This window comes from Vibrio sp. sp1 (assembly GCF_016920955.1).
Taxonomy (GTDB): Bacteria; Pseudomonadota; Gammaproteobacteria; order Enterobacterales; family Vibrionaceae; genus Vibrio; species Vibrio alginolyticus.
Map to the genome: position 1 here is coordinate 1,797,581 of NZ_CP060589.1, position 18,915 is coordinate 1,816,495.

Consider the following 18,915-nt stretch of genomic DNA (forward strand, 5'->3'; position numbering starts at 1 on the left):
TGCCTGATAGTTGCTAGGTTATGCTTCTCCGCAACACAAACCATGCCGAGGGCCAAATTCAAATTGAGATCTTAAGCTCATGATATGGTCAATCATTGCTTGTACACGCCGTGGGCGGTTTGCTCCGGGACGATACACTAAATAAATAGGCATTGGTACCGTGTGCCATTGCGGTAACACTCTGACTAAGGTGCCACTTTCTAGCTCTTGCGTCATGTTCTGCACAGGTAAGTTAGCGATGCCTAGTCCTTTAAGTGCGCCTTTCAATATTGCTTCTACAGTTGTACTTGAGAAGTTACTGGTTATTGAAACATTGACGGTATTATCGTGTGAGATCAGCGTCCAAGGCCCTATTTCTGAAACATATTGATACCTCAAACAGTTGTGTTTTGTCAGATCTTCTGGCGTTTCAGGTACGCCGAACTCAGCTAAATACTCAGGGCTAGCAGCCAGGACTCGAGTGGTATAGCCTAATTTTTTTGCGATCAATCGATCATCAACTATCTGACCGACTCGAATTGCCATATCAAAGCCGTGTGAAAACAGATCAACAAAATCGTTCGATGCTTCTAACGCAATTTGTACTTTTGGCCATTGTTTTAAAAATGGCAAAAAGATGTGTTCCGCCATATACGCATCCAACGCTGGTGGCGCGGAAATACGCAGCCGGCCTTGGATCTGTTGTTCCATCTCCTGTACGTCATGGCCAATTGAGTGGAATTCCTCAACTAAGCTTGCAGCACGCTCTAAAACCATTTGGCCAGCTTCGGTGATCACTAACTTTCGGGTTGTGCGCTCTAGCAGTTTGGCTTCAAAGTGTTGTTCGAGTTTGGTTATGGCTTTACTAACAGTAGATTTTGGTAGGTTTAACTCCAGCGCGCACTTGGTTAAGCTCAGTAGTCGACAGCTTGTGACAAAGATAGAAAGCGTTCTAAAGTCAATTGTTTCTAAATTGCGAACAATCACTTTCAATTATCCATATTGTTTCAATATTAATCTGATTATAGTCTGGCACCTCATCCTTAGCCATCAAGTTATTGTCATTTGAGGTAAACACCATGTCCAACTCTGTAGACTTATTTTCTCCTATCGAACTCGGTCAATTAGCATTAGATAACCGTGCCATTATGGCGCCTTTAACGCGAGCTCGTGCTGGTGCGGACCATATTCCTAATGACCTTATGGTTGAATACTACGCTCAACGTGCGAGTGCCGGACTTATCATTGCTGAATGCACCATGGTGATGGAAGGTACGTCTGCTTTCATGGCAGAGCCGGGCATTTACAGCGAAGAGCAAATCGCAGCTTGGAAAAAGGTAACGGATGCGGTTCATGAGAGAGGCGGTAAGATTGTACTGCAAATTTGGCATGCGGGACGAGCTTGTCATCCTGATCTGAATGAAGGAAAAACACCTGTAGCGGCGAGCGCATTGGCCATTCGTGATGAATTAGTCCATACCCCTTCGGGTAAGCAAGCATATACGGTACCACGAGCACTCGAAGTGGATGAGATAGCTTCCATTGTTGCGGCGTTTAAACAAGGTGCAGAAAACGCCAAGAAAGCCGGCTTTGATGGGGTCGAGATACATGGCGCCAATGGTTATCTTATTGATAACTTCCTTCGTGACGGCTCAAATTTACGTACCGATGAATACGGTGGCTCGGTTGAAAATCGTGCTCGATTTTTACTTGAGATAGTGAAAGAAGTCGTTGAGGTGTGGGGACCTGGAAGAGTCGGTCTGCGCACATCTCCGCTAAATGGATTTAATGACATGAAAGACAGTGATCCAGTTGGCTTGATGCGTTACTTAGCAGAGCAACTTAATTCTTTCGATCTTGCTTATTGGCACGTGATGCGTGCGGATCTGAAAGGCGTACAAAAAGCAGATGTTCTCAAGCCAGCACGCGAAAACTATAAAGGTCACTTAATGGCGAACGTGGGCTACAGTGCACAAGAAGCGGCAACAGCAATTGCAGAAAACAAAGTTGATGTGGTCGCATTTGGCGTTCCCTTTATCGCAAACCCAGATTTAGTTGAGCGATTTAAGAAAAATGCACCTCTTAATGAGGCGAAACCAGAACACTTTTATTTGGGTGGAGCAGAAGGTTATACCGATTACCCAGTGATGGCATAACCCTTACTTGTTTAATATAAAAAGGACGCTAATGTTAGCGTCCTTTTTCGTTTCTGTATTTACTTAGCCTTGCGGTTTTACGACCATCACATTGATTGGAGAATATTCCACAACCTTACTCGCGACAGAGCCAAGCATTACTTTATTGATTTTAGAGCGCTTGTGACTTGGCATAATGATGAGATCTGCGCCTAAACGTTCTGCATAATCAAGAATGGTCGCGTAGGCCTTGCCTTCAGCAACATGCACTTGGTAAACCACATCTTCAGCAATATGCTCATTAGCGAAAGTTTTTAGTTGCTGCTTCACGTCTTGCTTCATTTTGGCCGCAGCATCTTTCGGAAAGTATGTGGCAACCATCGACATGTGAATACCAGGTAGTACCGTCAGAAGATGGATTTGAGCATTTGCTTGCTTTGCCTGCCAAACCGCTAGTTCAACCGCTCGGTCTGAAAAGCCTTGGTCATTTAGATCAACCGGAACAAGAATTTGTTTGTACATTCAATGTCTCTCATTAAGGCCCCTTTATCCTCGGGGCCAAATCGGTTATGCGCTCAATTGTTCCTTACGAGCACGACGTTTTTGGTTCATTGCAAGCACCAGCAAAATCATTAAGCATGGTACAAACACCCACTCTTTCATCGGACGGTCTGCATCCTGGATAACCCACTTGATTTCCCAATCAAAGTCGATACCTGCGGACTCTGCTGGACTACCAAATTCAACCATATCGACAATCATTTTGTTGTCACTTTCGGTCAGCATTAGACCCATAGATGAAATACGTGCGTCTGCTGTTGTCGCACTGTCTTCGAATGGAAGACGAACCGTTTTCTCAATGTAGTCGCCCTCAAGGTTTTCACCGGCAACACGTAACTCCAATGATTCTCCTACATTTAGTGTTTCCGTGATTTGAGCTACCTCAACGCCAGGAGAAAGAACTTTCGCTGGGTACAGCATGTCCCACCAAAAACCTGGACGGAAAAACGAAAACGTCAGTACTAATAATAGGACTGTTTCCCACCACTTGTTACGCGTGAACCACCACCCTTGAGTTGCCGCAGAGAATATCAGCATTGCAATGATCGATGAGATGACCGTGAGCGCCAAATGCCACCAAGAGTCGATCCCCATTAACAATAGCTGGGTATTGAACACAAACATGAACGGCAAAATAGCGGTTCGAATATCGTAAGTAAAACCTTGGATACCGGTACGAATTGGATCTGATTTCGCAATTGCGGCTGCTGCAAAAGCCGCAAGACCTACAGGTGGGGTATCGTCGGCCAAAATACCAAAGTAGAAAACGAACAAGTGCACCGCTATCAACGGAATAATCAAGCCATGCGCTGCGCCGAGCGTAACAATGACCGGCGCCATTAGCGTAGAGACCACGATGTAGTTCGCCGTTGTTGGCAGACCCATCCCCAGAACCAAGCTAATGATGGCGGTAAACAGCAGCATAAGAATGATACTGCCACCAGAGATAAACTCGACGAAGTCGGTCATCACTAGGCCGATACCCGTTAGTGTAACAACACCAACAACGGTGCCCGCTGCCGCGGTTGCAACGCCGATACCGATCATATTGCGCGCACCAGAAACTAAGCTCTCGGCAAGATCGACAAAGCCATCTTTGGTTTGCTGAAGCATATCACCTTGCTTTGACAGCAGTGCAATCAACGGACGTTGAGTAAGCAAAATGAAAATCATGAACACCGTTGCCCAGAATGCCGAAAGACCAGGTGAGAAACGTTCGACAGTCAAACACCAAACCAATACGACGATAGGGAGTAGGTAGTGCAAGCCTGACTTAACGGTTGGGCCAGGATCAGGTACTTCTGTTAATTCTGCATCAATCTCAATTGCGCCATCTTGCACGTGATTTGCTGAGACTTTCACCAACCCAACGTACGCGATTAATAGTGCGACGGTAACAATTGGTGTCGCGGCATCACCAAAGACGTCCTTTGTCCAACCCACTCCGTAGTAAACCAATGCGCTGATCACACACAATCCTAAGATTGTGCCAGTAAAGGACAGCAGACTTTGTACTAGTGTTGGGTTGTGGCGACGAGGAAGCCCTGTCATGCCTGCTTTACACGCTTCAAGGTGAACAATGTACATTAAAGCAATATAAGAGATTAGCGCTGGAAGTAGGGCGGCTTTAATCACCTCAACGTAGGAGATACCGACGTATTCCACCATCAAAAATGCTGCTGCACCCATGATTGGCGGTGTTAACTGACCATTGGTTGAAGCCGCTACCTCTACCGCACCCGCTTTTGTGCCGGGAAAGCCAACACGCTTCATCAGTGGAATCGTAAAGGTGCCAGTTGTTACTACGTTTGCGATTGAAGAACCAGAAACCAGACCAGATAAACCTGATGCAACAACGGCCGCTTTAGCTGGACCACCTTTCATATGGCCAAGTAACGAGAAGGCAACTTTAATGAAGTAAGCACCAGCACCAGCGCGTTCCAGCATTGCTCCAAACAATACAAACAAGAAGACAAAAGAGGTAGAAACACCTAGCGCAACTCCAAATACGCCTTCAGTTGTTAGCCACAAGTGAGACATGGCCTTGTTCAAGCTTGCCCCTTTGTGCGCGATAACGTCAGGCATGTAAGGGCCTGCAAAGGTGTAAGTAAGGAAAACAGCAGCCACGACCATTAATGGTGGACCAAGTGCTCGGCGTGTTGCTTCTAAAAGGAGGAGCATACCGATAACAGCAACAACGATATCAACTGTTGTCGGTGCGCCTGAGCGTCCTGCTAGCTCGGTATAAAAAAGGTATATATAGGCTGCTGAAAAGCTGCCAGCCAACGCGAGTATCCAATCAACAAGAGGGATATGATCGTGAGGAGAATTCTTCATCGCTGGATAAGCAGTGAAAGCCAAAAAGATCGCGAAAGTAAGGTGGATAGATCGCGCTTCCGTGTCGTTCAGTACGCCAAAATTGAAAATAAATGGTAACGGGGATGCGTACCATAATTGAAATAGTGACCAACACAGAGGAACAAACCAAAGGATTCGTCCTTGCATTCCCGAAGGGCTACGTGCACCTGTGTCTGCCTGAGCCACCATTTCTTGCACATCTTGTGACGGAGCTTGATTCGTCGCCATGTACTTTTTCCTTATTATTGATGGTCCTGTCTGATTTTTATCGAGAACCACACTTCGCCTCTATCAGTGTAGTGAATGGAGCGAAGTTTGCTTTCGAGTATTTTGCTGCCTGAACTCAAAGTGTTGATTGTTGGATACTCTGTTAGGCGGCGTTTAAGTTTTCTTGGGTATGAGCTCGCAGTTTTCAGAAGAAAACTGGCGAATGAAGCATACAGTTAGAACGTGCTACAACCTGTATGCTCAAACAGGCAGAAAATATTCTTTCCTGCCTGTATGTAGAGTCTGAGGAAATTACTTAATTAGACCCATTTCTTTGTAGTATTTTTCTGCACCTGGGTGAAGAGGAACAGAAAGACCAGCTTTCACCATGTCTTCTTTCTTCAAGTTTGCGAATGCAGGGTGTAGACGTTTGAAGGTATCAAAGTTTTCAAACACAGCTTTTGCCACGTTGTAAGCGACATCGTCTGAAACATCAGAGGTCGTTACCATTGTTGCTGCAACACCAAAGCTGTTTACGTCTTTGTCTGTACCGCGGTACATACCAGCCGGTACTGAGCTAAAGGCGTAGTATGGGTTGTCGGCAACAATTTTATCGATTTTAGGGCCTGTTGCTGAAACTAGCTTCGCATCACATGATGTGGTTGCTTCTTTGATTGAACCGTTCGGGTGGCCGACCATGTAAATGAAGGCGTCAATTTTGTTATCACAAAGTGCCTGAGAGCGTTCAGAGCCTTTTAGCTCAGACGCCAATTTGAAGCTGTCGTTTGTCCAACCCATCGCTTCCATGACAACGCCCATCGTTGCACGGTCACCAGAGCCTGGGTTACCGATGTTGACACGCTTACCTGCTAGGTCTTGAACGTTTTCAATACCTGAATCTGCACGCGCAATGATGTTGAAAGGTTCTGTGTGAAGAGAGAACATTGCGCGTAGCTTCTTGTACGGGCCTTGTTCTTCAAACTTGCTCGTACCGTTGTAGCCGTGGTACTGCCAATCCGATTGCACGATACCAAAATCTAATTCGCCTGCACGGATAGTGTTAACGTTGTAAATTGAGCCACCAGTCGATTCTACTGAACAACGGATGTTGTGGTCTTTACGACCTTTATTTACCAACTTACAGATAGCACCACCAGTTGGGTAGTAAACACCTGTCACAGAGCCAGTACCGATGGTAATAAACTCTTGAGCGTTAACTGCGCCTGCGCCCATTACGGCTGCAGCGATAGCGCCTACTTTGAGAAGTTTGTTAAATGCCATGAATTTCCCTTCCTTATATTCATTATTTACCCGGAAATAACCATAAATCACTTCTGGAGTTTCCTATTTGGAAACGGCACCTTTTTCAATCCAATCGTTTGAAAAAGCGAGCGAATCATAACAAAAAATTGGCAGAAAATTATCCAATTGTTAAATGTTATAGTTGATAAGTCTGAATTTTGTATTAGGAGATAGGATTCAATTTGTGATTTAATTCTTTTTATAACAATTACTTAATTAACGTTTAGTGACTGAAATGAAAAAGATCAATTGCGTGATGTTAATCACAAAATGGGTGGTTAAAGAATGAGCGGAGTAAGCAAAAAATTTACATAAATTATGGGCTACAAAATGAGACTTCTTTTATAACCCACAATGAGTTAGCTGATTGAAGCTTTATAGAACTTAACCAGTATATTCGAACAGCTCGCACACTGATTTGAAGAGTTGCTCAGTCGTAATTGCCATGGTTGGCGTAATGAAAATGGTATCGTCACCCGCGACAACGCCAAGAATACCTTCGGATTTACCGAGTGAATCAAGCAAGCGAGCAATCAACTGTGCTGCACCTGGGCCGGTGTGAATTACCACTAACGCTGCGTTACGATCGATGTCTAGTACCAGTTCACGCAGAGAGCTGCTGACTGTTGGGACACCTAGCTCAGCAGGAAGACAGTAAACCATTTCCATTTTTGCATTGCGCGTACGGACGGCGCCAAATTTAGTCAGCATACGTGAGACTTTAGATTGGTTGATACTCTCAAACCCTTGCTGTTTGAGTGCGTCAACAATCTCGCCCTGTGAGCCAAAGCTTTCTTCTTTTAACAGGGCTTTAAAGGCGCGAACTAAGTTGTCTTGTTTTTCTGAATTGCGCATAGTCATTACAAATCTCTTATTACGGGTCAGCAATTTTGCATATTCTCGCATATATATTCAGGCGGTGCCAAAGAGTCCCAGGATTATGTTAGATGCGTCACTGTAAACTATATACCACATAGAATTCTTTAGCGCGCTGAAGTAGGGCTGTATCTGTTTTCTTGAATTCCTTGTCATTTCAACAGAATAAAAGAATAATCCAAGCCCCATTTGTAGCACGGTAACAGCGAGTTGCGCGAGGTCGCAAAGCTAGCGTTAATTGATTGTAATCAAGTTGTGATTCCGATAGCTTTATTTAAGTTGGTTACAAACTACCCTACGAATACGTTTATAAGAGAAATACTCTCAAGGAGAACTACATGAAAGTAGCCGTTATTGGTGCCGCTGGTGGCATCGGTCAAGCCCTGGCCCTTCTACTTAAGAACCGTCTTCCTGCTGGTTCTGATCTAGCCCTATATGATATTGCTCCAGTAACTCCTGGTGTGGCCGCTGATCTTAGCCACATCCCTACGCCAGTTTCTATCAAAGGTTACGCTGGTGAAGATCCTACTCCAGCACTAGAAGGCGCGGATGTTGTGCTAATTTCTGCTGGTGTTGCGCGTAAGCCAGGTATGGATCGTGCGGATCTATTTAATGTAAACGCTGGTATCGTTAAATCGCTAGCGGAGAAGATTGCGGTTGTTTGTCCGAAAGCTTGTGTTGGTATCATCACAAACCCTGTAAATACAACAGTGCCAATTGCTGCTGAAGTTCTTAAAAAAGCGGGTGTTTATGATAAGCGTCGTCTATTTGGTGTAACAACGTTGGATGTTATCCGTTCAGAAACGTTTGTTGCTGAGCTAAAAGACAAAGATCCAGGTGACGTTCGCGTGCCAGTTATTGGTGGTCACTCTGGCGTAACGATCTTACCTCTACTGTCTCAAGTAGAAGGTGTTGAGTTTACAGCTGAAGAAGTAGAAGCATTAACGAAACGTATTCAAAATGCAGGTACTGAAGTTGTAGAAGCGAAAGCGGGTGGTGGTAGTGCAACACTATCAATGGGCCAAGCTGCATGTCGCTTTGGTCTGTCTCTGGTTCGTGCTCTTCAAGGTGAAGAAGGCGTAGTTGAGTGCGCTTACGTTGAAGGCGACGGCGAACACGCGACGTACTTCGCGCAACCTGTGAAACTGGGTAAAGAAGGCGTTGAAGAAGTACTAAGCTACGGCAAACTCAGCGATTACGAAAAGTCTGCATTAGACGGTATGCTAGAAACACTAAATGGCGACATCAACATTGGTGTTGAATTCGCAAAGTAATCTAGAAAGCCTATATAAGAAGAAAGCCGATCATTTTGATCGGCTTTTTTGATCCTTGATTTCTCAACTTCGTAAAAATGGTCGAATAAAACCACGTAGTGAAGGAGAAGATGATGGAAGCGAGTCGAATCCGTAAAGGCATGGTTGTTGAGTGCCAACAAGGCGTCGGTACGATATTAGTGGTCGACCATGAAGCAGAGACGGTATTGTTGTCCAAACAAGGGACTGAACAGCAGCTCGCCGTTAGCTTTGATGAAATAGAAGATGATCCACAACTGCATGGCGGTAGTGACAGATATTACTAGCGCCTCGGGCGTCGTCATTAGGTATCAAACGTAAAAAAGGAAGAGCATGCTCTTCCTTTTAGCTATAAGCCTTGCGTTATGGGTAGCTATTGATTACTTCGTGCGTTGTACAGCGACATGAGCCAGAGTAACAAGCGCTTGTTTGTATTCAGACTCTGGCAACACTGATAGTTCTGCGATTGCTTTGTCTGCTTCTTCTAGAGCTTTTTGCGTTGTGTATTCCAGAGAGCCTGCTTCTTTCATGACCGCAAGAATTTCTTCTAAGCGATCCATGCCATTCGCTTTCTCAATCGCTTCACGAATCATGATTGAGTTTTCTGGTGTGGTATTACGCATAGCATGGAGTAGAGGTAAAGTTGGCTTGCCTTCGGCCAAGTCATCACCCACATTTTTACCCATGTCTTCGCCATCAGAAGTGTAATCCATGACGTCATCAATGAGCTGAAACGCAGTGCCTAGATACTTACCGTAATTTTGCATTGCGATTTCCACATGCTCAGGAGCATCATTTAAGATTGCACCGATTTGAGTTGCGGATTCAAATAAGCGCGCAGTCTTAGAGTAGATGACTTGCATGTAGCTTTCTTCTGTCGTGTCAGGGTCGTTACAGTTCATCAACTGCTGTACTTCACCTTCGGCGATCACGTTTACGGCATTGCTCATTAGTTTAAGGATCTTCATGGATCCTAGTTCCGTCATCATCTGAAATGAGCGTGTATAGATAAAGTCCCCAACTAATACGCTAGCCGCATTGCCAAATGCTGCATTCGCAGTGGCTTTACCACGGCGCATGTCTGATTCATCTACCACGTCATCATGCAGCAAAGTCGCTGTATGGATGAACTCAATAAACGCAGCTGCCATTGTATGACCATTGCCTTGGTAACCAAGTGCACGGGCTGACAGTATCGCTAAAAGCGGTCTTAGACGTTTGCCTCCACCACTCACGATATAAAAACCGAGCTGGTTGATTAAAGAGACATCAGAATTAAGTTGGGCTTGAATTGTTTCATTCACTTTTGCCATGTCATCGGCAGTAAGCGCTTGGATAGTTTTAAAATCCATCGTATATCCGGCTGAAGTTAGACCCTGCAAGGCTTATTCGATTTATATAATTGTCGAATAATACACTAAAAAACGTTGATTAATACATTACTAAAGGGCATGATTGCCGCACTTTTCTTTGGCGATTAGCTTTTCGCCAATTTTTTCAAAATATGGCTTGTCATAGGAGCATCTATTCTGTAGAATCTGCGCCCTATTGATGATTAGTTTAGCGCACACCCTCAAGAAAGGCTGTGCGGAAAAAGCGGAGTAAAATATGTACGCTGTTTTCCAATCTGGTGGTAAACAACACCGTGTAAGCGAAGGTCAAACTCTTCGTTTAGAGAAATTAGACGTTGAAACTGGTGCAACTGTAGAATTTGATAAAGTTCTTCTTGTTGCTAACGGCGAAGACATCAAAGTTGGTGCTCCTCTTGTAGAGGGCGGCAAAATTGTTGCTGAAGTTGTACAACACGGTCGTGGCGATAAAGTTAAAATCGTTAAGTTCCGTCGTCGTAAGCACTCTCGTAAGCAACAGGGTCACCGTCAGTGGTTCACTGAAGTGAAGATCACTGGTATCAACGCTTAATCTATTAGGAGAGTTTAACAATGGCACACAAAAAAGCTGGTGGTTCTACTCGTAACGGCCGCGATTCAGAAAGCAAACGTCTAGGTGTTAAGCGTTTCGGTGGTGAATCTGTACTTGCAGGTAACATCATCGTTCGTCAACGTGGTACTAAGTTCCACGCTGGTAACAACGTAGGTATCGGTAAAGACCACACTCTATTCGCTCTTACTGAAGGTAAAGTGAAGTTCGAAGTGAAAGGTCCTAAGAACCGTAAGTTTGTAAGCATCGAAGCTGAGTAATTAGGTTTTTAACCAAATTACTTAATAGCTTTAAGCTGAATTCAAAAGCCCTGCCGAATCGGCGGGGTTTTTTATTTGTGGCAGTCGACATATCGAAGTTTCTCGCTAAGATCCTAAGTGATTTGAATCTGGGAGCTTAGATCTGTCATCTGCTAAAATTGTCGGATGACATAGTAAGATTTAATCCACGCACGAAGTAGTCGGAGTAAAAGATGAAGTTCGTAGATGAAGCGGTAGTAAAAGTTCAGGCTGGTGATGGCGGTAGTGGCGTTGTCAGTTTCTGGCGTGAAAAATTCATCACTAAAGGTGGCCCTGATGGCGGTGATGGCGGTGACGGTGGTGATGTTTATATCCAAGCCGATGAAAACCTAAATACCCTGATTGATTACCGTTTCCAGCGCTTCTACGAAGCTGAGCGTGGTGAAAACGGTCGCGGTGGTAACTGTACAGGTAAGCGTGGTAAAGACATTGTTCTTCGTGTACCTGTGGGTACGCGCGCTGTGGATATCCACACAAATGAAATCGTGGCGGAAGTTGCTGAACACGGTAAGAAAGTGATGATCGCAAAAGGCGGTTGGCACGGTCTAGGTAACACGCGTTTCAAATCTTCAGTAAACCGCGCGCCTCGTCAGAGAACATTGGGTACAAAGGGTGAAGTACGCGAAATTCGCCTTGAGCTATTGCTTCTTGCTGATGTGGGTATGCTTGGTCTACCTAATGCTGGTAAATCAACCTTTATCCGCGCAGTATCAGCAGCAAAACCGAAAGTCGCTGATTACCCATTCACGACTTTGATCCCAAGCTTGGGTGTCGTAAGTGTCGTACCAGAGAAAAGTTTTGTTGTTGCAGACATCCCTGGTTTGATCGAGGGTGCAGCAGATGGCGCTGGCCTTGGTATTCGATTCTTGAAGCACTTAGAGCGTTGTCGAGTGTTGCTGCACATGATCGATATTATGCCAATTGATCAGTCCGATCCGGTGCAAAATGCATTGACGATCATTGATGAACTAGAACAATACAGCGAAAAACTGGCAAGTAAGCCGCGTTGGTTAGTGTTCAACAAAGTTGATCTAATGCCTGAAGAAGAAGCGAATGAGAAGATCCAAGAAATCTTAGACGCACTAGGTTGGGAAGACGAGTACTTTAAGATCTCGGCGATCAATCGTAACGGTACTAAAGAGCTTTGTTACAAACTGGCTGACTTTATGGATAACCTACCTCGCGAAGAGGAAGAAGTGGCTGAAGAAGATAAAGTTAACTTCATGTGGGATGATTACCATAAAGATGCGATGGCGGGTAAAGACGTTATCACTGAAGATGACGACGACTGGGATGACTGGGACGATGAAGAAGATGACGGTCACGTTGTCTACGTTCGTGACTAATCAGAACGGTCAAACAATGCCTGTTTGCCTATAATTCATTAAGCCGCAATTATCTATTGCGGCTTTTTTTGTATCTAAATCATATTTAGGTGATGTGATTTACGGCACAATAACTGATACGTCGTGTTTTTTTGAGGGTTAGTTTGGCCCTCGCGCGTATGAATGAGTAACACCCTAAAAGGAATTAGACTTATTTATGACTCTAGAAACCATACCGCCTAGAGAGTTGGCGGTATCTACTCAACGATCGATTTCTCGTCTTGTCGCCCAAGCCGGACAAATGCTACTTGCTCATGGTGCTGAAAGTACTCTTGTGAGCGATATTATGCGTCGTATTGGCCTTGCTTGTGGGGTGAATGAAGTTGCGGTAGCACTATCAGCTAATGCATTGGTTGTGACGACGGTAATGGATGGGCATTGCATCACCACCACCCGAAGCTGCGCTGATCGTGGCATCAATATGCGCGTTATTACGCAAATTCAACGAATCTGTATCATGATGGAACGTGGTTTGCTCGATTCAACCATGGCGCAGAAAAAGCTGAACGCTATCAGTCCAGAGCGTTATAACCGCTGGTTGGTGGTGTTTATGATTGGCTTGTCTTGTGCGGCATTCAGTCATCTTGCTGGTGGTGATTGGGGAGTCTTCATCATGACCTTTTTAGCTTCAGCTAGTGGCATGATCGTTCGCCAAGAAATTGGTCATCGTCATTTCAACCCTCTATTGAACTTTGCTGCGACCGCTTTTGTGACTACCTTAATTTCAGCACAGGCGGAAATTTACCAAATCGGTAACCTACCTACCGTAGCAATGGCATCGTCAGTATTAATGCTTGTACCTGGTTTCCCACTCATTAACTCTGTCGCAGATATGTTGAAAGGCCACATTAATATGGGGATTGCTCGATTTGTGATGGCTAGTTTACTAACGTTGGCGACATGTTTGGGGATCGTTGCTGCGATGAGTGTAACTGGAATTTGGGGGTGGGCAATCTAATGAGTTTATTTGAATTGATGTTTGGCCTTTTGAATGACATGTTTTTTGCGGCGATTCCCGCTGTAGGATTTGCATTGGTTTTTAACGTACCACAAAGAGCTTTAGTGTATTGCGCTGTTGGTGGCGCGATTGGTCATGGTAGCCGCTACTTGATGATGCAGTTTGGCATTCCTATTGAGTGGGCAACCTTTTTTGCTGCGACGTTAGTTGGGATGATTGGTGTGTACTGGTCTCACCGTTTTCTCGCGCATCCAAAAGTGTTTACTGTGGCTGCTTTGATCCCGATGGTGCCGGGTGTGTTTGCGTACAAAGCAATGATCGCTATGGTAGAAATCAATCATGTTGGCTACTCACCCGAGCTTGTCGCAACCTGTATGGAAAACTTTCTTAAGGCCATGTTTATTATTGCAGGTTTAGCTGTTGGTCTTGCGGTTCCAGGGCTGTTATTCTATCGCCGCAGACCAATTGTATAAGGACCTAACATGATCATTAGTATGATTGCCGCTATGGCCGACAATCGCATCATTGGCAAAGACAATCAAATGCCTTGGCATCTTCCCGCCGATTTCGCTTGGTTTAAGCGTTGTACCATGGGAAAACCGGTTGTGATGGGACGCAAAACCTATGAGTCTATTGGTCGCCCTTTACCAGGTCGCTTGAATATTGTTATTAGCCGTGATGAGACACTAAAGATCGAAGGCGTCACTACCGTAACATCGATTGAGCAGGCTCTGGAAGTCGCAGGTGATGTGGAAGAAGTGATGATCATTGGTGGTGGTGCGATTTACACCACTTGTCTGCCTATGGCCAATAAACTGTATGTAACACACATTGAAGCGGCCATTGATGGTGATACTCAGTTCCCAGATTGGGGAGACGAGTTTAAGGAAACTTACTCAGAAATGTATCAAGCCGATGAGAAGAACGCCTACAACATGCGCTTTACTGTGTTAGAAAAGTAATTCGAGATTAACACCGCGTAGTTAATACGGTAATGCCGTTCGTATAACAGCGAGCGGCCATCCCAACCTACCGTCATCCTGAAAAGCGACGAAAGAGCGAGATTCAGGAGCCTCTATACGAGTACTTTGTTGTCAAAGGTATTTCTATCTATTCGCAGCGCGAGGATATTAGATTCCTAGTCTCGTTAAGGCTCGTTGACCCTACAGGAGGTGTTAAGTGACAGGTATTCCTCCTACTATGGATTATCGACTGTTATTCAGTGTTTAACTTAACGCATCCTGAGTAAAAATTTTCTTATCTTCCCAACGGATCATGGTCAGTCTTCCGCCCCAAACGCAGCCAGTATCTAGCCCGATGACTTCGTTGTTCATATAGCCTTGTAGTGCAGCCCAGTGCCCAAAGAGCACCGCTTTGTTTAAGTGGATACGTTTAGGCACATCAAACCATGGAATAAGTTCGTTACCGGAAACTTGTTGCGGTGGCAATTTACAATCCATATCCAAAAGACCATCAGGGAAACAAAAGCGCATCCGCGTAAAAGCATTGATAATATAACGGTATCGGTCCAAACCCTGTAGAGAGTCATCCCAGGAATCAGGTTGATTGCTGTACATGTTTTTTAATAGCCAAGGCAGCTCTTCACTTTGGATGATGCGCTCAACTTCACGGGCACACTTTCTCGCTGTTTTTAGATTCCACTGCGGTGATATGCCAGCGTGACACATCACGAACTCGTCATGCTCGGCCATTAGAGGTTGCTGAGCTAGCCATGTCAGTAGTTCCTCTTTGTCAGGGGCCGTGAAAATAGGTGCGGTTCTATCTTTGTCTTTGACCTTTTTTATCCCGTGAGCCACTGCAAGAAGGTGAAGGTCGTGATTACCAAGCACGACGATTGCGCTTGCGCCAAGTGACTTCACAAAGCGTAACGTTTCTAATGATTTAGGCCCTCTGGCGACCAAATCACCAGCAAGCCAAAGTTGGTCTTTTTTCGCAGAGAAAGATACTTTTTCTAGTAGTCGCTGCAATTCATCAAAACAGCCTTGGATGTCACCAACAATATAGGTAGCCACTGAATCTCCAATTTACTAATTTAAAACATTTGGAACAGCCAAGCGAAATGGTTCAATTTCGGTGATGAACTCTTGCCCTTTCTCATCCAGCATTTTGTAGTGTCCTTGCATAACGCCGACAGGGGTTTCTAACGCGGTTCCGCTACTGTACGTGTATTCATCATTGCTTGGAATAAAGGGCTGCTGGCCTACCACTCCGTCACCTTCAACCGTCATTTGCTTGCCATTCGAGTCTGTGATTAGCCAGCGGCGGCTCACTAACTGTACGGTTTGTTGGCTAAGGTTTTTGATGGTGATGATATAAGCGAAAACGTAGCGTTGTAGCTCTGGGTTGGACTGTTCTTCGATGTATTTGGTGTGAACTTGAATTTTGATGCAAGGTAGAATGACGTCCATGTGCACTCCTCAGAAACGTAATATCCCAATAATAATAAGCCAAACCTACAAGGGTTTGGCTCATTGTTTGAGTTCTTAGTGCTGCGGGTTATCCGCAAGCCAGTTCGCCATTGCGACGAATTGTTCTAGCGTCAGGTTCTCTGGACGCATGCTTGGATTAACACCTAGCTCTTCTAGTACTTCTGTGCTTAACAACGATTTGTAGCAGTTACGAACTGTTTTACGACGTTGGTTAAAGCCTTCACGACAAACGCGATCGAGCAAACGCAGATCTTTCGCCGGGCATGGCAGCTCTTCGTAAGGCACTAAACGAACAACGGCAGAATCCACTTTCGGTGGTGGAACGAATGCCGTTGGCGGTACTTCCAGTACTGGTACCACTTTACAGTAGTACTGAGCCATTACCGTCAAACGGCCGTAAGCTTTGCTGCCAGGGCCGGCGGCTAAGCGGTTTACCACTTCTTTTTGCAGCATAAAGTGCATGTCTTGAATGTCTTTATGGAACTCAAAAAGGTGGAACATCAATGGTGTAGAGATGTTGTACGGCAAGTTACCAAAAATGCGCAGCTTGTTGTTTGGCTTCACTAGTTGAGTGAAGTCAAAACGCATAGCGTCACCCTCATGGATGGTCAACTTATCTGCCAGTTCAGGGTGAGTACGTAGGCGTTCCGCCAGATCGCGGTCTAATTCGATAACTGTGAACTTATCTACTTCACGACCTACTGGCTCAGTAATTGCTCCAAGACCAGGACCGATTTCAACCAGGTTTTGACCTGGTTTTGGGTTAATCGCTGATACGATTCCATCAATAATGTATGGATCGTTCAGGAAGTTTTGACCAAAACGTTTACGCGCTTTGTGTCCTAAATGGACATCATTTCTCATTGTTTCTTCTCTACCAAATCTATCGCATGCGTGAGCGCTGTTCGGAAACTCCCTGTATCCGCTTGACCTGTCCCTGCCAGATCTAATGCAGTACCGTGGTCCACCGATGTTCTAATAAAAGGTAGACCAAGAGTAATGTTTACTGAACGACCAAAGCCTTTGTATTTTAATACTGGCAACACTTGATCATGGTACATGCCTAAAACAGCATCAGCATCATTTAAATATTTTTCATTGAAAATGGTATCAGCCGGCAGAGGGCCGATCAGGTTGATACCTTTTTCTTGTCGAATTTTTTCCAGTGTCGGAGTGATGGTTTCGATCTCTTCACGACCTAAGCAGCCATCTTCGCCAGCATGAGGGTTAAGCCCGCAAACGTAGATGTTTGGTTGTGCGATAGCAAACTTTTCTACAAGGTCTTTATGAAGAATATCGATGATTTTTTCTAATCGCTCTTCGGTGACAGCTTTGGACACATAAGCTAAAGGAATATGTGTTGTAACCAGCGCCACGCGTAGTCCTTCCGTTGCTAGCATCATTACGACTAGCGGCGTTTGTGACTTCTCGGCGAAAAATTCAGTATGACCACTGAATGCAACACCTGCGCGATTAATCACCCCCTTATGAACAGGGCCGGTGACAATAGCATCAAATTCATCATTCATACAGCCTAAAGCCGCTCTTTCTAGCGTTTTTAGTACATAGTGGCCATTCGCTTCATTGAGCTCGCCTGCGACCGCAGGTTCCGATATTTGGATATGGTCAACGATAAGCGTGCCCGCTTTTTGTGCTTTAGGTGCTTCTTCTGGATTGTAATCAGACAGTTGGACTTCGATGCCAAGCTGCTTGGCTCGCTCCGTCAGCATATTCTTATCGGCACAGACGACAATTTGGTGCGCCCAATCTTCTTTCGATAGGGCAAGCACTAAGTCTGGGCCGATACCCGCAGGTTCCCCTGCGGTTACGACAATTCTACGAATTGTATTAGTTGTCATTGTTGTCATCCACGATTTCAACAAACGCACTTGCGCGTAGCTCTTGCATCCATGCGCCCGCTTCTTCATTAAATTTACGGTTAAATAGAATACGGTAAGCTTTGTTCTTCATCGCTGAGTCAGTACGGTCAACTTGGCGACGATCCAACACTTCAACGATATGCCAGCCGTGAACGGTTTTGAACGGTTCGCTGATTGAGCCAACTGGCAGAGTTTCTACTTGGTGCTTGAATTCTGGCACGTAAAGATCTGGCGTTTGATAACCTAGTTCACCGTCTTGTGCTGCCGAGCCAGGATCTTGACTGTATTGTGTTGCCAATTGAGCGAACGTTGCTTCACCGGCTTTGATGCGGCGTACAAATTCATTCAGTTGCTTCTTCGCCCCTTCGTCGCTCAGAATCACGGTTGGTTTAATCAAAATATGACGCGCATTTACTTCCGTTACCGCAACCGTTTCTAGGCCTTTTACATCCTCTATTTTTAGGATGTGGAAACCAACGCCACTACGGAATGGACCAATAATGCTGCCTTTGTTTTGCATCTTGATCTGATCAGCAAAGATGGTTGGCATCTCTTCTTTACGCATCCAGCCCCAATCACCACCTTGTAAAGCTTTAGGACCTTTAGAGTAGGTGTAGGCCATCTCCGTAAAATCTGCACCTTCGTTTAGCTTTTTCGCGAGCGCTTTAGCTTCTGCTTCTACAGCAGATTTTTCTTTATCGTCAGAGAAGCGCAGTTGAATGTGTCCAATTTTGTATTGAACAGTCGCATTGGTTTCTTGTGATAGTTGCTCAGCAAGGCTATCGACCTCTGCTGGAAGGATATTAATACGGCGACGAACCAGTGCATTGCGGGCTTCTGATGCGGCGATTTCCTTACGAATTTGTTCGCGGAATTCTGGGTAACTTAAACCTTCACTTTCTACAGAAGCGGCGAGTTGTTCTACTGTTTGCTCATTATTACGTGCGATCTCTGCAATCGCTTGGTTTAAACGGTTGTCGTCAATACGCACACCAATACGGTCTGCTTCTTGGCCTTGCAACGTGTCAATAATAAGTTTTTCAACAACTTGTTCTTTTAATACGCTGGTAGAAGGTAAGCTCTTTCCACTTTGACGTGCGTTGGCTTGCAGCGTTTTCATCGCTGTTTCGATGTCGCTTTGTAGAACTACACCGTCGTTCACGATGACCGCAACCTTATCGATCTCTACTGGTGCTGCAACCGCTCCGCAAGAGAGTAGGGTCGTGAATAAGATTGATTTCCAAATTTTCATTTAAAATTCCGTCAGTATTTTTGAATAGGCGTCTTATTCATTT

The 18,915-nt window shown here is 45.1% G+C and carries 20 protein-coding genes; 9 read left to right on the forward strand and 11 right to left on the reverse strand.

Annotation, left to right across the window (positions count from 1 at the left end; translation table 11 throughout):
• Positions 1 to 18: 18 nt before the first annotated feature.
• Positions 19 to 966, reverse strand: a complete 948-nt coding sequence (locus H9L11_RS08560; RefSeq protein WP_005379650.1) for a LysR family transcriptional regulator — start codon at positions 964 to 966, stop codon at positions 19 to 21.
• 92 nt (positions 967 to 1,058) lie between these two features.
• On the opposite strand from H9L11_RS08560, the gene H9L11_RS08565 reads away from it, so the two are divergent.
• Positions 1,059 to 2,135, forward strand: coding sequence for an alkene reductase (locus tag H9L11_RS08565; RefSeq protein WP_047101924.1), 1,077 nt, complete (start codon positions 1,059 to 1,061; stop codon positions 2,133 to 2,135).
• Positions 2,136 to 2,198: 63 nt separating this feature from the next.
• Here H9L11_RS08565 and H9L11_RS08570 read toward each other — a convergent pair whose 3' ends face one another.
• The 4 genes from H9L11_RS08570 to argR all read right to left on the reverse strand — a co-directional run bounded on the left by H9L11_RS08570 (position 2,199) and on the right by argR (position 7,397).
• On the reverse strand, positions 2,199 to 2,636 hold the full coding sequence (locus H9L11_RS08570) for a universal stress protein (protein ID WP_005379654.1): 438 nt from the start codon (positions 2,634 to 2,636) through the stop codon (positions 2,199 to 2,201).
• Positions 2,637 to 2,681: 45 nt separating this feature from the next.
• Positions 2,682 to 5,261 carry a TRAP transporter permease gene (locus tag H9L11_RS08575; protein ID WP_205390696.1) on the reverse strand — a complete coding sequence of 860 codons (2,580 nt, stop codon included), beginning with the start codon at positions 5,259 to 5,261 and terminating at the stop codon, positions 2,682 to 2,684.
• Positions 5,262 to 5,552: 291 nt separating this feature from the next.
• Positions 5,553 to 6,521: a TAXI family TRAP transporter solute-binding subunit gene (locus H9L11_RS08580; RefSeq protein ID WP_064376671.1), complete on the reverse strand. Its 969-nt coding sequence runs from the start codon at positions 6,519 to 6,521 to the stop codon at positions 5,553 to 5,555.
• A 405-nt stretch (positions 6,522 to 6,926) separates the two neighbouring features.
• Positions 6,927 to 7,397 (reverse strand): transcriptional regulator ArgR, encoded by a 471-nt coding sequence (gene argR, locus H9L11_RS08585; protein ID WP_005379659.1) that lies wholly within the window; start codon positions 7,395 to 7,397, stop codon positions 6,927 to 6,929.
• A gap of 359 nt (positions 7,398 to 7,756) precedes the next feature.
• Between argR and mdh the strand changes: the two genes are divergently transcribed.
• On the forward strand, positions 7,757 to 8,692 hold the full coding sequence (gene mdh / locus H9L11_RS08590; RefSeq protein ID WP_005379660.1) for a malate dehydrogenase: 936 nt from the start codon (positions 7,757 to 7,759) through the stop codon (positions 8,690 to 8,692).
• A gap of 113 nt (positions 8,693 to 8,805) precedes the next feature.
• Positions 8,806 to 8,997, forward strand: a complete 192-nt coding sequence (locus H9L11_RS08595; protein WP_005379661.1) for a hypothetical protein — start codon at positions 8,806 to 8,808, stop codon at positions 8,995 to 8,997.
• Positions 8,998 to 9,090: 93 nt separating this feature from the next.
• Here H9L11_RS08595 and ispB read toward each other — a convergent pair whose 3' ends face one another.
• Entirely contained in the window at positions 9,091 to 10,062 is a 972-nt protein-coding gene (gene ispB / locus H9L11_RS08600; protein ID WP_025768368.1) for an octaprenyl diphosphate synthase, read from the reverse strand.
• A 256-nt stretch (positions 10,063 to 10,318) separates the two neighbouring features.
• Between ispB and rplU the strand changes: the two genes are divergently transcribed.
• From rplU to folA, 6 genes are all read left to right on the forward strand, one after another.
• Positions 10,319 to 10,630: a 50S ribosomal protein L21 gene (gene rplU, locus H9L11_RS08605; protein WP_005383096.1), complete on the forward strand. Its 312-nt coding sequence runs from the start codon at positions 10,319 to 10,321 to the stop codon at positions 10,628 to 10,630.
• A gap of 20 nt (positions 10,631 to 10,650) precedes the next feature.
• Positions 10,651 to 10,908, forward strand: coding sequence for a 50S ribosomal protein L27 (gene rpmA / locus H9L11_RS08610; RefSeq protein WP_005383095.1), 258 nt, complete (start codon positions 10,651 to 10,653; stop codon positions 10,906 to 10,908).
• Positions 10,909 to 11,120: 212 nt separating this feature from the next.
• Positions 11,121 to 12,293, forward strand: a complete 1,173-nt coding sequence (cgtA, locus tag H9L11_RS08615; RefSeq protein WP_042522432.1) for an Obg family GTPase CgtA — start codon at positions 11,121 to 11,123, stop codon at positions 12,291 to 12,293.
• A gap of 196 nt (positions 12,294 to 12,489) precedes the next feature.
• Complete coding sequence (locus H9L11_RS08620; protein WP_205390697.1) at positions 12,490 to 13,290, forward strand: threonine/serine exporter family protein; 801 nt, start codon at positions 12,490 to 12,492, stop codon at positions 13,288 to 13,290.
• A complete protein-coding gene (locus H9L11_RS08625; RefSeq protein ID WP_053306852.1) occupies positions 13,290 to 13,763 on the forward strand; it encodes a threonine/serine exporter family protein in 474 nt (157 codons plus the stop codon). The genes H9L11_RS08620 and H9L11_RS08625 overlap by 1 nt, the downstream gene beginning before the upstream one ends.
• Before the next feature lie 9 nt (positions 13,764 to 13,772).
• Complete coding sequence (gene folA / locus H9L11_RS08630) at positions 13,773 to 14,252, forward strand: type 3 dihydrofolate reductase (protein WP_005379666.1); 480 nt, start codon at positions 13,773 to 13,775, stop codon at positions 14,250 to 14,252.
• A gap of 264 nt (positions 14,253 to 14,516) precedes the next feature.
• Here folA and apaH read toward each other — a convergent pair whose 3' ends face one another.
• The 5 genes from apaH to surA all read right to left on the reverse strand — a co-directional run bounded on the left by apaH (position 14,517) and on the right by surA (position 18,872).
• Complete coding sequence (gene apaH / locus H9L11_RS08635) at positions 14,517 to 15,323, reverse strand: bis(5'-nucleosyl)-tetraphosphatase (symmetrical) ApaH (RefSeq protein WP_205390698.1); 807 nt, start codon at positions 15,321 to 15,323, stop codon at positions 14,517 to 14,519.
• Positions 15,324 to 15,338: 15 nt separating this feature from the next.
• Positions 15,339 to 15,719: a Co2+/Mg2+ efflux protein ApaG gene (apaG, locus tag H9L11_RS08640; RefSeq protein WP_205390699.1), complete on the reverse strand. Its 381-nt coding sequence runs from the start codon at positions 15,717 to 15,719 to the stop codon at positions 15,339 to 15,341.
• Between the two features lie 75 nt (positions 15,720 to 15,794).
• Positions 15,795 to 16,604, reverse strand: coding sequence for a 16S rRNA (adenine(1518)-N(6)/adenine(1519)-N(6))-dimethyltransferase RsmA (rsmA, locus tag H9L11_RS08645; RefSeq protein WP_005379669.1), 810 nt, complete (start codon positions 16,602 to 16,604; stop codon positions 15,795 to 15,797).
• The gene (gene pdxA, locus H9L11_RS08650) at positions 16,601 to 17,599 is read right to left on the reverse strand and encodes a 4-hydroxythreonine-4-phosphate dehydrogenase PdxA (protein WP_005383085.1); all 999 of its coding nucleotides are present in this window, start codon (positions 17,597 to 17,599) and stop codon (positions 16,601 to 16,603) included. Before pdxA ends, rsmA begins: the two co-directional genes overlap by 4 nt.
• Positions 17,589 to 18,872: a peptidylprolyl isomerase SurA gene (surA, locus tag H9L11_RS08655; protein WP_053306855.1), complete on the reverse strand. Its 1,284-nt coding sequence runs from the start codon at positions 18,870 to 18,872 to the stop codon at positions 17,589 to 17,591. Before surA ends, pdxA begins: the two co-directional genes overlap by 11 nt.
• Positions 18,873 to 18,915: the final 43 nt, after the last annotated feature.

Excerpts from the sequence above, each read along its gene's own strand:
- cgtA (WP_042522432.1), top strand. The coding sequence starts at position 11,121 with ATGAAGTTCGTAGATGAAGCGGTAGTAAAAGTTCAGGCTGGTGATGGC.
- apaG (WP_205390699.1), bottom strand. The coding sequence starts at position 15,719 with ATGGACGTCATTCTACCTTGCATCAAAATTCAAGTTCACACCAAATAC.
- H9L11_RS08575 (WP_205390696.1), bottom strand. The coding sequence starts at position 5,261 with ATGGCGACGAATCAAGCTCCGTCACAAGATGTGCAAGAAATGGTGGCT.
- argR (WP_005379659.1), bottom strand. The coding sequence starts at position 7,397 with ATGCGCAATTCAGAAAAACAAGACAACTTAGTTCGCGCCTTTAAAGCC.
- rsmA (WP_005379669.1), bottom strand. The coding sequence starts at position 16,604 with ATGAGAAATGATGTCCATTTAGGACACAAAGCGCGTAAACGTTTTGGT.
- H9L11_RS08625 (WP_053306852.1), top strand. The coding sequence starts at position 13,290 with ATGAGTTTATTTGAATTGATGTTTGGCCTTTTGAATGACATGTTTTTT.
- H9L11_RS08565 (WP_047101924.1), top strand. The coding sequence starts at position 1,059 with ATGTCCAACTCTGTAGACTTATTTTCTCCTATCGAACTCGGTCAATTA.
- H9L11_RS08580 (WP_064376671.1), bottom strand. The coding sequence starts at position 6,521 with ATGGCATTTAACAAACTTCTCAAAGTAGGCGCTATCGCTGCAGCCGTA.
- ispB (WP_025768368.1), bottom strand. The coding sequence starts at position 10,062 with ATGGATTTTAAAACTATCCAAGCGCTTACTGCCGATGACATGGCAAAA.
- folA (WP_005379666.1), top strand. The coding sequence starts at position 13,773 with ATGATCATTAGTATGATTGCCGCTATGGCCGACAATCGCATCATTGGC.
- pdxA (WP_005383085.1), bottom strand. The coding sequence starts at position 17,599 with ATGACAACTAATACAATTCGTAGAATTGTCGTAACCGCAGGGGAACCT.
- rpmA (WP_005383095.1), top strand. The coding sequence starts at position 10,651 with ATGGCACACAAAAAAGCTGGTGGTTCTACTCGTAACGGCCGCGATTCA.
- H9L11_RS08595 (WP_005379661.1), top strand. The coding sequence starts at position 8,806 with ATGGAAGCGAGTCGAATCCGTAAAGGCATGGTTGTTGAGTGCCAACAA.
- surA (WP_053306855.1), bottom strand. The coding sequence starts at position 18,872 with ATGAAAATTTGGAAATCAATCTTATTCACGACCCTACTCTCTTGCGGA.
- rplU (WP_005383096.1), top strand. The coding sequence starts at position 10,319 with ATGTACGCTGTTTTCCAATCTGGTGGTAAACAACACCGTGTAAGCGAA.
- mdh (WP_005379660.1), top strand. The coding sequence starts at position 7,757 with ATGAAAGTAGCCGTTATTGGTGCCGCTGGTGGCATCGGTCAAGCCCTG.
- H9L11_RS08620 (WP_205390697.1), top strand. The coding sequence starts at position 12,490 with ATGACTCTAGAAACCATACCGCCTAGAGAGTTGGCGGTATCTACTCAA.
- H9L11_RS08570 (WP_005379654.1), bottom strand. The coding sequence starts at position 2,636 with ATGTACAAACAAATTCTTGTTCCGGTTGATCTAAATGACCAAGGCTTT.